This is a genomic window from Pseudomonas sp. No.21 (genome assembly GCF_054558415.1).
Genome location: NZ_BAAJNO010000002.1, coordinates 351073 through 363900 on the forward strand (window position 1 = coordinate 351073; position 12828 = coordinate 363900).

12 protein-coding genes are annotated in these 12828 nt (G+C 69.1%); 7 read left to right on the forward strand and 5 right to left on the reverse strand.

What is annotated here, in order from left to right:
• The first annotated feature begins 18 nt into the window (after positions 1–18).
• From ACYJSS_RS04310 to ACYJSS_RS04330, 5 genes are all read left to right on the forward strand, one after another.
• Entirely contained in the window at positions 19–915 is an 897-nt protein-coding gene (locus ACYJSS_RS04310) for a GNAT family N-acetyltransferase (protein ID WP_111259841.1), read from the forward strand.
• Positions 916–919: 4 nt separating this feature from the next.
• Positions 920–2338 (forward strand): PIG-L deacetylase family protein, encoded by a 1419-nt coding sequence (locus ACYJSS_RS04315; RefSeq protein ID WP_111259842.1) that lies wholly within the window; start codon positions 920–922, stop codon positions 2336–2338.
• 72 nt (positions 2339–2410) lie between these two features.
• Positions 2411–3832: a bifunctional D-glycero-beta-D-manno-heptose-7-phosphate kinase/D-glycero-beta-D-manno-heptose 1-phosphate adenylyltransferase HldE gene (gene hldE, locus ACYJSS_RS04320; protein WP_111259843.1), complete on the forward strand. Its 1422-nt coding sequence runs from the start codon at positions 2411–2413 to the stop codon at positions 3830–3832.
• A 110-nt stretch (positions 3833–3942) separates the two neighbouring features.
• Complete coding sequence (locus tag ACYJSS_RS04325) at positions 3943–5232, forward strand: acyl-CoA dehydrogenase family protein (protein WP_111259844.1); 1290 nt, start codon at positions 3943–3945, stop codon at positions 5230–5232.
• Positions 5233–5242: 10 nt separating this feature from the next.
• Positions 5243–6451 (forward strand): acyl-CoA dehydrogenase family protein, encoded by a 1209-nt coding sequence (locus ACYJSS_RS04330; protein ID WP_111259845.1) that lies wholly within the window; start codon positions 5243–5245, stop codon positions 6449–6451.
• A 152-nt stretch (positions 6452–6603) separates the two neighbouring features.
• On the opposite strand, the gene ACYJSS_RS04335 is transcribed toward ACYJSS_RS04330, so the two are convergent.
• From ACYJSS_RS04335 to ACYJSS_RS04350, 4 genes are all read right to left on the reverse strand, one after another.
• The gene (locus ACYJSS_RS04335; protein WP_111259846.1) at positions 6604–7509 is read right to left on the reverse strand and encodes a metal ABC transporter ATPase; all 906 of its coding nucleotides are present in this window, start codon (positions 7507–7509) and stop codon (positions 6604–6606) included.
• A 43-nt stretch (positions 7510–7552) separates the two neighbouring features.
• Entirely contained in the window at positions 7553–8368 is an 816-nt protein-coding gene (locus tag ACYJSS_RS04340) for an aldo/keto reductase (protein ID WP_111259847.1), read from the reverse strand.
• Positions 8365–9537: an NAD(P)/FAD-dependent oxidoreductase gene (locus ACYJSS_RS04345; RefSeq protein WP_111259848.1), complete on the reverse strand. Its 1173-nt coding sequence runs from the start codon at positions 9535–9537 to the stop codon at positions 8365–8367. Before ACYJSS_RS04345 ends, ACYJSS_RS04340 begins: the two co-directional genes overlap by 4 nt.
• Before the next feature lie 65 nt (positions 9538–9602).
• On the reverse strand, positions 9603–9935 hold the full coding sequence (locus ACYJSS_RS04350; RefSeq protein WP_236204329.1) for a DMT family transporter: 333 nt from the start codon (positions 9933–9935) through the stop codon (positions 9603–9605).
• 86 nt (positions 9936–10021) lie between these two features.
• Here ACYJSS_RS04350 and ACYJSS_RS04355 point away from each other — a divergent pair, with 86 nt between their 5' ends.
• Positions 10022–10906, forward strand: coding sequence for a LysR family transcriptional regulator (locus ACYJSS_RS04355; RefSeq protein WP_111259850.1), 885 nt, complete (start codon positions 10022–10024; stop codon positions 10904–10906).
• A gap of 33 nt (positions 10907–10939) precedes the next feature.
• On the forward strand, positions 10940–12208 hold the full coding sequence (gene waaA, locus ACYJSS_RS04360) for a lipid IV(A) 3-deoxy-D-manno-octulosonic acid transferase (RefSeq protein WP_111259851.1): 1269 nt from the start codon (positions 10940–10942) through the stop codon (positions 12206–12208).
• A 10-nt stretch (positions 12209–12218) separates the two neighbouring features.
• Here waaA and ACYJSS_RS04365 read toward each other — a convergent pair whose 3' ends face one another.
• Entirely contained in the window at positions 12219–12815 is a 597-nt protein-coding gene (locus ACYJSS_RS04365) for a cupin domain-containing protein (RefSeq protein ID WP_111259852.1), read from the reverse strand.
• Between the last annotated feature and the right edge of the window lie 13 nt (positions 12816–12828).

Here is a 12828-nt window from a genome sequence, read left to right on the forward strand (position 1 = left end):
AAACCCAGGGACCGGGCTGTGCTGAACCTGATACGCGCCTGCCGTGAACGTGGCTGGCGCCCACTGAATGCCGTCGAATATGCCGCCGTCTGGTCACGTTTCGGCGGCAGCCTGGTGACCCACCCGGATGTGGTGGAGCGCCTGTCCGCGATGGCCGGCATCCCTGTGCGCTACCTCGGCTGGTTCGAAGGTGACGAGCCGGTAGCCGCGGTCCCCACCTGGGGACGGCACCTCGCCTTGTCGAGGGATGCGCTCAAGCGTGCCGGCAAGCGCCATCTTTTCGATCTCGGCAATGCCGAGGTGCTCCTGCCGGCGCGACCGGACAGTGGAGCGGTCTTGCGCCATCGCGGCGCCTACCTGGGCGAACCCAACCAGAGCCGCCTGCAGGGGCTGCGCCTGCAGAAGGACTCGCTGGCTCTGTGCCGTGAGCCTGAGGAATTCTCCAGGAAATTCCGCTACAACCAGCGCCGCGAGCTGCGCCTGCTGGAGGAGGCCGGTGGCACCCTGAAGCCGATCGCGGAACTCGCTCCCGCCGAACTGGCGGCCGTCTACACCGAACTGTTCGAGCGTCGCTGGGGCTTCGATGTGCCCGGCAAAGGACATCTGGAAGAGGTGTTCGGGTTACTGAGGGAATTCCTCAGCGGCAGCCTGTTGTTGCTGGAGGGAGCGCCCATCGCCGTTCAGGTGGTGTACAGGGTCGAATCTCCAGAATGGATCAGCGCCGAATACATCAACGGCGGCGTCGATCCGCAAAGCCGGGACTTCAGCCCCGGCAGCGTCCTCAGCTTCGTCAATACGCAGGCCGCCTGGGAAGATGCCCGGGCCAGAGGCAAGGCCTTGCGCTATTCGTTCGGGCGCGCAGATGTGGAATACAAGGATCGTTGGTGCAACAAGGTTCCCGTCTTTCGGGTGTGAGTGAATGGAAACACGCAAGCAGCTGCTCCTGCGCCGTCATCGGCGCCACAAGCGTTTGTTCATGTTCGGTGCCCTGCTGGTGCTTATGGCGCTGGACTGGTTCGGCTCCTGGAGCACCACGCCCGTTCTCCTCGTGCTCGGCTGGATCGCCCACGAGGCCTGGTTCGCCGATCACCTCTTCTATTCCCCGCGAGATGACTACCAGTACCGCTTCCCCGGCAGTGCCCGGGCGCTGCCCGTGGGCCTGGTGGACGGCCGCCTGGACCCGGGCGGTGCGGCCTGGCCCGAGGGCGCGGAGACGCTGGTGCTGGAAGTGGTGATCCGCAGCCGCTGGCTCGGTCGCCTGCTCGACCCCCATGTGCTAGTCGAATGTGGCGAAGGTCTCGACCGCCAGGACTTCGAGCGGGGCGTGAACGGGCGCCGCTACATCAATCTCTCCGGGGCTCAGGCCGCCTTGGCCGCCGGCACGTTGCGCCTGCGCGGGCGTTTCTGCCGGCTGGCGCCGAGCGCCACGCTGCATGCCTTCAGCAACCCCGATTACGCCAGGAAGAAGGTGCTGGTCATCGCGCCTCATGCGGACGATGCCGAGCTGGCGGCCTTCGGGCTCTACAGCCGTTGCAGCGACGTGCACATCGTCACCCTGACCCAGGGCGAGATCGAGGCCCAGGTCTATCGTCGCCTTGGGCTGGACACCGCTGCCGCTGCACGCCTCAAGGGGCGCCTGCGCAGCTGGAGCAGCCTGGCGGTGCCGCTCTGGGGCGGCGTACCGGCCACCCGGTGCCTGCAGCTGGGCTACTACTGCCTGCGCCTGGAAGCCATGGAGGCCGAGCCGGACAAACCCTTCGCCTCGCTGGAGTCCGGGGAGGCGGACATCCGCAGCGTCCGCCGCTTCAATGCCCTGGCACTGCCCGGCGATCTCGATGGCGCGCCGACCTGGAACAACCTGGTGGGTGACCTGGCGGCCCTGCTGGCCCGCCTGCAGCCCGACGTTGTGGTGGTGCCGCACCCGCAGCTCGACCCGCATCCGGATCACGTCCAGGCCAGCCGCGCCCTCGACCAGGCCATCCGCAAGAGCGGCTGGACCCCTCCGGTGCAACTGCTCTATGCCAACCATCTGGTGGACAACGACCGCTGGCCCATGGGCCCGGCCGGTGGCGGTATCGCCCTGCCACCCTGCATCGAGCCGCTGCCGGCGGATCACCTGTGGAGTCCCGTGTTGTGCGACCAGGTGCGCCTGGACAAGGCCCAGGCGCTGGCCATGCAGCATGACCTGCAGGTGCCGCTGTCGTTCAAGAAGCGCCTGCGCCGGACCATCCAGTGGCTGCTCGCCGCCCGTCGCTGGCCGGAGAGCGGCGAGGACGACTTCTTCCGCAAGGCGGTGCGCCGCCACGAGCTTTTCTGGGTGAGACGCCTTTCCGATTGACGGCCTCCGGCGACGGGGTGGGTCAGCTGCTATGTTATGATCCGCGCCGTTTTTTCATGCTCTGGAGTCTTCATGAAGCTCACCATGCCCCGTTTCGATCTGGCCCCCGTTCTGGTGGTGGGCGACGTCATGCTCGACCGTTACTGGCATGGCGGCACCTCGCGCATCTCCCCCGAGGCGCCGGTGCCCGTGGTGCGTGTCGACCAGATCGAAGACCGCCCGGGCGGTGCCGCCAACGTGGCGCTGAACATCGCGGCCCTGGGTGCTCCCGCCGCCCTGGTGGGGGTGACCGGTGAAGACGAGGCCGCCGCCAGCCTGCTCGCCAGCCTGGGCGCTGCTGGCGTCGACGCGCGCTTCCAGCGCATCGCCACCCAGCCGACCATCGTCAAGCTGCGGGTCATGAGCCGCCACCAGCAGTTGCTGCGCATGGATTTCGAAGAACCCTTCGAGACCGACGCCGAGGCCCTGGCCGTCGAGGTCGAGCGCCTGCTCTCCGGGGTCAAGGTGCTGGTGCTGTCCGACTACGGCAAGGGTGCGCTGAAGAACCACCAGGCGTTGATCCAGGCCGCCCGGCGCAAGGGCATCCCGGTGCTCGCCGACCCCAAGGGCAAGGACTTCGGCATCTACCGCGGTGCCAGCCTGATCACCCCCAATCTCAACGAATTCGAAACCATAGTCGGGCGCTGTGCCGACGAGGCCGACCTGGTCGCCAAGGGCGCGCAACTGATGCGCGAACTGGACCTCGGCGCCCTGCTGGTGACCCGTGGCGAACACGGCATGACCCTGCTGCGCCCCGACCAGCCCGCCCTGCACCTGCCGGCCCGCGCCCGCGAGGTCTTCGACGTCACCGGCGCCGGCGACACCGTGATCTCCACCCTGGCCGCCAGCCTGGCTGCCGGCGAGGAGCTGCCCCAGGCCGTGGCCCTGGCCAACCTGGCCGCCGGCATCGTGGTCGGCAAGCTGGGCACCGCCGCCATCAGCGCCCCCGAACTGCGCCGCGCCGTACAGCGCGAGCAGGGCTCCGAACGTGGGGTACTGAGCCTCGACCAGCTGCTGCTGGCCATCGAGGACGCCCGCGCCCACGGCGAGAAGATCGTCTTCACCAATGGCTGCTTCGACATCCTCCATGCCGGCCACGTGACCTACCTCGAGCAGGCCCGCGCCCAGGGTGATCGCCTGGTGCTGGCGGTCAACGACGACGCCTCGGTCAGCCGCCTCAAGGGGCCCGGTCGTCCGATCAACTCGGTGGACCGGCGCATGGCGGTGCTCGCCGGCCTCGGCGCCGTCGACTGGGTGGTGAGCTTCAGCGAAGACACCCCCGAGCGCCTGCTTGGCCAGGTCAAGCCGGACATCCTGGTCAAGGGGGGCGACTACGGCATCGAGCAGGTGGTGGGCGCCGACATCGTCAAGGCCTACGGCGGCGAAGTGCGCGTGCTCGGCCTGGTGGAGAACAGCTCCACCACCGCCATTGTCGAGAAGATCCGCAGCCGCTGATCCTCGTCCCGGCGGGTGGCCGTCGTGCCACTCGCCCGCGTCCCGTCGGTCATAGGCGCGCTGCCTTCCGGCGCGCATCATCCCGGCATCCTCACCCCGCGTGGAGCGAGATGCCCATGAGTACCGATGCACAGGGACGCGCCCTGTCCGTGCTGAACCGCGTCGCCCAGGCCGACTGGCCGGACCGGCTCAAGCTGCGCAAGCCCTTCGAGAAGCTTCTCTACACCGGCAGCCGCGCCGGCTTCCAGATGGTCGCCGAGCGGTCCGGCAAGGCGGCCAAGACGCCGCGCAAGGCCGACCCGGATACGCTCTTCGACCTGTCCCTGAGCGACGAGCAGCAGATGATCCGGGAGATGCTCCAGGGCTTCGCCCTGGAGGTGCTGCGCCCGGCTGCCCACGACGCCGATGCGCGCGGTGCCATTCCCGCCGACCTGCTCAACCAGGCGCTGGAGCTGGGCCTCGCCCACTACGGCGTCGGCGAGGTGCACGGCGGCATGGCTGGCGAGCGCACCACTGTCAGCAACGCGCTGATCGCCGAGGCGCTGGGCCAGGGCGACCTGTCCCTGGCCGCCTCGTTGCTGGTGCCGCTGTCCGCCGCCAACTGCATCCGCCGCTGGGCCTCGCCCGAGCAGCAGGTGCGCTGGCTGCCGGCCTTCGTCGGCGAGGAACGTCCGCCGCTGGTGGCCATCGCCGTCAGCGAGCCCGGCGTGCTGTCCGACCCCCACCGCCTGGCCACCAAGGCGCGGCGCAAGGGCAAGCACTACCAGCTCACCGGTGAGAAATGCCTGGTGCTCGAAGGGCTCAATGCCAGCCAGCTGATCGTCGCCGCCGAGGCCGAGAATGGCCCGGCGCTGTTCCTCGTCGAGGGCGGCGCCAGGGGGCTGGAGCGCCAGGCCGAGCCCGCCATGGGGCTCAAGGCCTGTTCGACGGCGCGGGTGCTGCTGAAGGGCGTCAAGGTACCGACGGAGAACCGCCTGGCCGCCGCCGACTTCGATTACCCGCGCTTTCTCGATTTCACCACCCTCGCCTGGTGTGCCCTGGCCCTGGGCACCGGCCAGGCGGCGCTGGACTACGTCGTCACCTACTGCAACGAGCGCGTCGCCTTCGGCGAGCCCATCAGCCACCGCCAGGGTGTCGCCTTCATGGTCTCGGACATCGCCATCGAGCTGGATGCCATGCGCATGATGGTCTGGCGCGCCTGCGCCCGGGCCGAGCGTGGCGAGCCCTTCCAGCGCGAGGCCTACCTGGCGCGCCTGCTGTGCGCCGAGAAGGCGATGAAGATCGGCACCGACGCGGTGCAGCTGCTGGGCGGCCATGGCTTCACCAAGGAGCACCCGGCCGAGCGCTGGTACCGCGACCTCCGCGCCGTGGCCATCATGGCCGGCGGCTTGCACCTTTGAGGGGATGACTATGAACCTTGAAACCCCGAAGAAATTCCGTGGCCTGGCCAACCAGGCGCACCAGGTGGCGGCCAACTACTTCCGCCCCATCTCCCGCAAGTACGACAAGGCCGAGCACGCCTACCCCAAGGAGCTGGACCTGCTCGCCGCCCTGCTGGACGGCATGAACGCCGGCTCCCCCGACGCCGTCGGCGCCACGTCCGCCAGCAAGCGCGGCAGCGGCCAGGCGGAGGAGGGCGTGCGCAACGGCGGCAATCTCTCGGCGCTGCTGGGTGTCATCGAGCTCTGCTGGGGCGATGTCGGCCTGCTGCTGGGCATGCCGCGCCAGGGGCTGGGCAACGCCGCCATCGCGGCGGTGGCCAACGAGGAGCAGCTCAAGCGCTTCGGCAGCACCTGGGCGGCCATGGCCATCACCGAGCCGGGTTGCGGTTCGGACTCGGCCGCCATCCGCACCACGGCGGTGAAGGATGGCGACCACTACGTGCTCAACGGCGAGAAGATCTTCGTCACCTCCGGCGAGCGCGCCGATGCGGTGGTGGTCTGGGCGACCCTGGACAAGAGCCTGGGCCGCGCGGCGATCAAGTCCTTCGTGGTGGAGAAGGGCACGCCGGGCATGAGCGTCACCCGCCTGGAGAAGAAGCTGGGCATCAAGGCATCCGACACGGCGTCGATCAGCTTCAGCGATTGCCGGGTGCCGGCGGCCAACCTGCTGGGCAACGCGGAGATCGATGTACAGAAGGGTTTCGCCGGGGTCATGGAAACCTTCGACAACACCCGTCCGCTGGTGGCCGGCATGGCCATCGGCGTGGCCAAGGCTTCGCTGGACCGTACCCGTGAGCTGCTGAAGAAGGCCGGCTGCACGTTCGACTACCGCAAGCCGTTGCTCCGCGTGACCCACGCCGAAGCCACCCTCTACCGGCTGGAGGCCGAGTGGGAGGCCGCGCGCCTGCTGACCCTCAAGGCTGCCTGGATGGCGGACAACAAGCTGCCCAACTCCAAGGAGGCCTCCATTGCCAAGGCCAAGGCCGGGCGCGTGGCCAACGAGGTGACGCTCAAGTGCGTGGAACTGGTCGGCGCGCTGGGGTATGGCGAGGACGAGCTGCTGGAGAAGTGGGCGCGGGATTCGAAGATCCTCGACATCTTCGAGGGGACGCAGCAGATCCAGTTGCTGATCGTCGCCCGCCGCCTGCTGGGCAAGAGCTCCAGCGAGCTCAAGTGATTCTGTTGTAGTGCCCGATTGGCCCCGCTCCGGCGGGGTTCTTTTTTGCGGCGCCTGAGGGCATATCACGGCGCTCGCCCTCGCTGCATGCGGCGTTGGGGCTGGTGAACGGGCCGTCACCCGGGCGAGCGCGGGGCTCGATCCTCGGACCTTCAGCAGGCCAGGCGCCTGCTCCGTTCGGCGGTGCCCACGCGGGCCAGCCAGTCCTTCCAGCGGATGCGTTCGTCACGCACCAGCCAGCCGTCCTGTTCGGCGAAGCTTTCCGAAAGCCAGACACCCCGGGTGCTGGCTGGCTTGAACTCGCCGTTACGCAGGGTCAGCAGCTCGCCGGTGGGCTTGCCATGGTCGCGGGGCAGCAGGTAGATGTCCGGGCGGCGACGTTCGAGGGCGGCAACCAGTTCGCCGTCGTGCAGGCTCTCGTCTACATGGAAGAAGCTCACCTGGCGGGCATCGCGCGGCAGCTCCAGGCTCATGTCGTAGACCAGCTGCAACGAAGCGGTGGGCAGGTGCACATAGGCACGCGGGCGCTCCAGCAGCGTCAGGCTGCCGGTCTGCACCGGGCGTGCGGCGCCCGACAGGGGGCTGAGGCGAAAGTGGCTGGCTTCGCGGTAGTGCAACTGGCGCTGGTAGGGCGTCGGCAGCCAGGTGTCGGCGAAGCGCCCGCCGAGCCAGCCGTCCGGCGTCTCGATCAGGCATTCCTCGGCCACTTCCTGGATGGCGGTGAGCAGCGGCAGGTTGAGTTCATGGGCCGGTACGTAGCCGGAGATCAGCTTGAGCACGGTGTCGCCGCGATCCAGACGGCGCTGGCGCACCAGCACCCAGTATTCGCGCCCCTGCAGCTCCAGGGTCAGGCGCACGGAGACGCCCAGGTTGGCCAGCTCGACGGCGAAGCGCTGATTGTCGGCGACCTCCACCGGGCGTCGACGGCGTTCCAGCATCTGGGTGAAGTTAAGCGGCAGGCCAAGGGCCTGGTAGGTCAGGCCGTCGGGGGTGGCTTCGACGTGGAGGGGCAGGGTCTTGAAGGCCCCCGGGTCTTTACGGGCCAGGATTCGCGGCATGTCGGCTCCTTCTTGCGTCGGGGTCGGCCGCAGTTGCGGCGCTCTAGGGACGGCCTTGCAGCACCTCGGCGGCCGTCGCGACATTATGGGACAGGTGCAGCGGATTGATGGTTCCGATGATGGCGCTGCCGACCCCGGGGTGGCCGAAGATCAGCTCGAAGCTCGCTTTCACCGGGTCGACGCCGGCCCCTGTGCAGGCATGGCCGCTGGCCAGGCCCTTCTTGATCAGGATGCCCTTGGCGTGACTGGCAGCATAGTCCAGCACCGGCTTCTCGCCCTGTTCGGCGAGGTTGTAGGTGACCATCGCGCAGTCGCCGCGCTCCAGCGCCAGCAGGCCGCCTTCCACGGTCTTGCCGGAAAGGCCGAAGGCGCGGATCTTGCCCTCGCGCTTGAGCTCGGCGAGTGTCTCGTAGGCGCCGCTCTCGCGGAGGATGCGCAGGTCGTCGCCATCGGAGTGCAGCAGCAGCAGGTCGATGTAGTCGGTCTCCAGGCGCTTCAGGCTGCGCTCGACCGAGCGGCGGGTGTGCGCCGGGCTGAAGTCGTGGCTGGAGCGGCCCGCTTCGAACTCCTCGCCGCTCTTGCTGACGATCACCCAGTCCTGGCGCCGGCCGCGCAGCAGCGGGCCGAGGCGCTCCTCGCTGCGCCCATAGGCTGGCGCGGTGTCGATCAGGTTGATGCCCAGCTCATGGGCCAGGCCGATCAGGCGGCCGGCTTCGTCGTCATCGGGGATGGTGAAGCCCGAGGGGTATTTGACGCCCTGGTCGCGGCCCAGCTTGACGGTGCCCAGGCCCAGCGGCGAGACGATCAGGCCGGTATCGCCCAGGGGGCGGTGCAGGTGATGCAGGCTGCTCTGGATCACAGCAGTTCCTCCCAGACCGGTTGCGCCAGGCTCGGGCGCGGCAGCCCGGGCAGGGCGGCGGGCTGCGTCGGCCGTAGTCCGTCGCGCTCCAGGGCGGCGATCACCCGGTCGGCGAAGTCGGGCGCCAGCGCCAGCTTGGTCGGCCAGCCCACCAGCAGGCGGCCCTGGTCGGCGAGGAAGGCATTGTCCGGGCGCGCCAGGCCGGTCTGCACCGGCTCGGCGCGGTCGACGCGAAGGGTCGCCCATTGGGCGGCGCTCAGGTCGATCCAGGGCAGCAGGTCGTGCAGCTCCTTCTCGGCCGCGGCGATCTGCTCCGCCTCGGTGCGCGCCACGCCATCGGCTTCGGCGATGTCGCCCCCCAGGTACCAGACCCACTGGCCATCGGCGGCGGGATGGGTCGTGACCGTGACGCGCGGCTTGGGCCCGCCGCCGAGGCAGTGGGCGTAGAGCGGTTTCAGCCCGGGCGCCTTGACCATCACCATGTGCAGCGGGCGGCGCTGCATGGCCGGTTGCTGGATGCCGAGGGCCTGCAGCAGCGCCTCGTTGCCGGCACCGGCGCTGAGCACGATGCGCTGGGCGCGGATGCTGCGACCGTCGACCACCAGGCCGACGAGCTCATCCCCCTCGCGCAGCGGTTCGATGCTGCGCCCGGCCAGCAGGCCGTCGCCGGCGAGCTCGGCCAGGCGCTGGATCAGGCTCGGCACGTCCAGCACCAGTTCGGCGAGGCGATAGACCTTGCCCTTGAATTTCGGGTGTTGCAGGGCCGGGGGCAGGGCCTCGCCCTTGACCTGGTCGACGCGGCCGCGCACCGCCTTGCTGGCGAAGAAGCTGGTGATGTTGCCGGCCAGGGAGCCGGGCGACCACAGGTAGTGGGCGTCGGACAGCAGGCGCACCGGGCGCAGGTCCAGCTCGCCGTTGCCGGCCAGGGCCTCGCGCCAGCGGCGCGGCATGTCGGCGATGGCTTCGGAGGCGCCGGTCAGCGCGCCGTGCAGGGCGTACTTGGCGCCACCGTGGATGATGCCCTGGGACTTCACGCTCTGCCCGCCGCCGAGGCTGGCGTTCTCCACCAGCAGGGTGGCGAAGCCCTGGCTGCGCAGGCGTGCCGCGAGCCAGAGGCCGGCGACGCCGCCGCCCACGATGAGGACGTCGGTGTTGAGAACCTGGGACATGGAAGCTGCCTCGAAGAAAACCGGCGCGCAGTATAACGCGCGCCGTGAGGCGGGGCTGACGTGGATCAGTGGCCGGTGCTGCCGGAGAACAGCTGGATCACCACGACGCCCGAGACGATCAGGCCCATGCCGAGCATGGCCGGGATGTCCAGCTTCTGCTGGTAGAGGAAGACCGCGGCGATGCTCACCAGGACGATGCCGAGGCCCGCCCAGATCGCATAGGCGATACCCACCGGGATGCTTTTGACCACCAGGCTGAGCATCCAGAAGGAAATGCTGTAGCCGACCACCACCAGCAGCAGCGGAAGGGGTTTGCTGAAGCCGTCGAGGGCTTTCATGGAGGTGGTGGCGATCACTTCGGCGGTGATGGCGATGGCGAGGTAGAGATAGCCGGTCATGGTGGCCTCCTGGGTTTTCCGGCTGCCGATTCTAGCCGCCGCGATGATGGGATAAAGTGATTACCCATCTGTAATGGAGATAGGTCATGCAGTGGAACCTTGAGCAGATCCGCCTGTTCGTCAGCGTCGCCGAAGGCCAGTCGTTTTCCTCGGCGGCGCGTCGGCTCAACCGGGCGCAGTCGGCGGTCAGCAGCTCCATCGCCATGCTGGAGGCCGATCTCGGGGTGACGCTGTTCGAGCGCAGCAGCGGCCGCCAGCCGCGCCTCACTGCAGCCGGCGGCACCCTCCTGGAGGAGGCCCGCGAGGTCCTGCGCCAGTGCCAGCGCCTGGAGGGGCGCGCGCTCGGGCTGGTGCGCGGTGAAGAGGTGCGCCTGCGCCTGGCCCAGGACGAGGCCATGCCCTACCAACCGGTGCTCGACAGCCTGGAAGCGCTGGCCAAGGCGTTCCCCCTGCTGGAAGTTCAACTGGCCAGCGGCGCCCAGGGTGACGTGGCGCGCAAGCTGCTGGAGCGCCGCGCCGACCTGGGCCTGCTGTTCCACCACGAGCAGATGCCCGAGGCGCTGGAGCGCCAGCGCCTGGGCACCATCGAGATGGTCACGGTCTGCGGCGTCGGTCATCCCCTGGCGGGTGTGGCACATGTCGACCGTCGCGAACTGGCCCGCCACCGCCAGTTGCTGATGGCCCCGCAGGACAGCCGCTACCCCGGCGGCGAGCAGCTCAGTCCCTCGATCTGGCGCACCGACAGCTTCTACACCATGGCCGAGCTGCTGATGCGCAACCTCGGCTGGGCCTGGTTGCCGCGCCATGTGGTGCAGTACCCGACCTACCAGAACCAGTTGGTGGAACTGAGCAGCGACTGGACGCCGCCGCCCTTGGTGGTGGAGCTGGTCTGCCGCCGCGACGAGTCACTGGGCCCGGCGGCGCTGTGGCTGGCCGACTGCTTCGCCGAGCACCTCAAGGCGATCGGCTGATCCTGCGCCGTCGCTCTGATAAGCTCCGCGCCCATGAATCGCACCCTCTATACCCTGCTGTTCCACCTCGGCCTGCCCCTCATCGCCCTGCGCCTGGCCTGGCGCGCCTGGCGCGCGCCGGCCTATGCCCGGCGCATCGCCGAGCGCTTCGCCTTCGGCCTGCCGCCCCTGCAACCGGGCGGCATCTGGGTCCACGCGGTATCCGTGGGCGAGAGCATCGCCGCGGCGCCGATGATCCGCGCCCTGCGCGAACGCCACCCGCAGTTACCGATCACCGTCACCTGCATGACCCCCACCGGCTCCGAGCGCATCCGCGCGATGTTCGGCGACCAGGTGCAGCACTGCTACCTGCCCTATGACCTGCCCTGGGCGGCGGCGCGCTTCCAGCGCCTGCTGAAACCGAAGCTGGCGGTGATCATGGAAACCGAGCTGTGGCCCAACCACATCCACCAGTGCCACAGGCGTGGCGTGCCGGTGGTGCTGGCCAATGCGCGGCTGTCCGAGCGTTCCGCCCGTGGCTACGCACGCTTCCACAAGCTGACCGCGCCCATGCTCGCCGAGCTGAGCTGGCTCGCGGTGCAGACCGAGGCCGAAGCCGAGCGCTTCCGCAGCCTGGGCGCCCGTCCCGAGGCGGTGGCGGTGACCGGCTCGATCAAGTTCGACCTGCGCATCGACCCGGAGCTCCCCGTCCGTGCTGCGGCCCTGCGTGAGCAGTGGGGCGCCATGCGGCGCCCGGTCTGGATCGCCGCCAGCACCCACGCGGGGGAGGACGAGATCATCCTCGCGGCTCACCGCCAACTGCTGGCCGAGCGCCCCGACGCGCTGCTGATCCTGGTGCCGCGCCATCCGGAGCGCTTCAACACGGTGTTCGAGCTGTGCCGCCGTGAAGGCTTCTCCGCCGTGCGCCGTTCCAGCGGCGAGACGCTGACGGCGAGCGACTCGGTGCTGGTCGGGGACACCATGGGCGAGCTGCTGTTCCTCTTCGCCCTGGCCGACATCGCCTTCGTCGGCGGCAGCCTGGTGCCCAACGGCGGGCACAACCTGCTGGAGCCGGCCGCGCTGGGCAAGCCGGTGCTCAGCGGCCCGCACCTGTTCAATTTCCTCGATATCGCCGCGCAGTTGCGCGACAACGGCGCCCTGGTCGAAGTGGCCGACGCCGAAGCGCTTGAGAGCGCCGTGGCCAGCCTGTGGCGCGACAGCGCTGCCGCAACCCGCATGCACGACGCCGGGCTGGCGGTGCTGCGGGCCAACCAGGGGGCCCTGGAGCGCCTGCTTGCGGGGCTCGCCCGCCTGCTGGGGTGAGCCCGGGGCCTCAGAAGGTCGGCGGGGTGATGATCCAGATGATCAGCGTGTCCCTGTCGCCAGGGTTGCCGTAGCGGTGGGGTTCCTGGCTGGAGAAGGAGAAGCTGTCGCCTTCGGCCAGCAGGAAATGCCGCTCACCGACCCAGAGCTCGAATTCGCCACTGAGTACGTAGCCGGCTTCCTCGCCTTCATGGCTGTAGCTCTCTTCGCTGTAGGTGCCGGGAGGGAATCGGGAATGGAGGATTTCCAGCGAGCGGCTCGGCTGCGGGCTGAGCAGCTCGTCGATGATGCCGTCGTCGTAATGCACGCTCATGCGGCTGTTCTTGCGTACCACATAGCCCTTGTCCGCTTCGGCCGTGGGTGCTTCGCTGGCGAAGAACCACTGGATGGTGACGCCCAGGCTGCGGGCGATATTGAACAGTGCGGGGATCGAAGGGTAGGCCAGGTTGCGTTCCAGCTGGCTGATGTAGCCGGCGGTCAGCGAGCTCTGTTCGGCCAGCTCGGCGAGGGTCATGTCGCGACGTTTGCGCAAGGCGCGGATGCGCGTGCCGAGGAACTGGCTCTCGGGCGCATTGGCGGTGCCGGGCGGCGGCAGGCTGGGGCTCATGATCCCTCCGGTC

Bases quoted from the DNA above. Each gene is read 5' to 3' on its own strand.
- ACYJSS_RS04315 (WP_111259842.1), top strand. From the start codon at position 920: ATGGAAACACGCAAGCAGCTGCTCCTGCGCCGTCATCGGCGCCACAAG.
- hldE (WP_111259843.1), top strand. From the start codon at position 2,411: ATGAAGCTCACCATGCCCCGTTTCGATCTGGCCCCCGTTCTGGTGGTG.
- ACYJSS_RS04325 (WP_111259844.1), top strand. From the start codon at position 3,943: ATGCCCATGAGTACCGATGCACAGGGACGCGCCCTGTCCGTGCTGAAC.
- ACYJSS_RS04330 (WP_111259845.1), top strand. From the start codon at position 5,243: ATGAACCTTGAAACCCCGAAGAAATTCCGTGGCCTGGCCAACCAGGCG.
- ACYJSS_RS04335 (WP_111259846.1), bottom strand. From the start codon at position 7,509: ATGCCGCGAATCCTGGCCCGTAAAGACCCGGGGGCCTTCAAGACCCTG.
- ACYJSS_RS04345 (WP_111259848.1), bottom strand. From the start codon at position 9,537: ATGTCCCAGGTTCTCAACACCGACGTCCTCATCGTGGGCGGCGGCGTC.
- ACYJSS_RS04350 (WP_236204329.1), bottom strand. From the start codon at position 9,935: ATGACCGGCTATCTCTACCTCGCCATCGCCATCACCGCCGAAGTGATC.
- ACYJSS_RS04355 (WP_111259850.1), top strand. From the start codon at position 10,022: ATGCAGTGGAACCTTGAGCAGATCCGCCTGTTCGTCAGCGTCGCCGAA.
- waaA (WP_111259851.1), top strand. From the start codon at position 10,940: ATGAATCGCACCCTCTATACCCTGCTGTTCCACCTCGGCCTGCCCCTC.
- ACYJSS_RS04365 (WP_111259852.1), bottom strand. From the start codon at position 12,815: ATGAGCCCCAGCCTGCCGCCGCCCGGCACCGCCAATGCGCCCGAGAGC.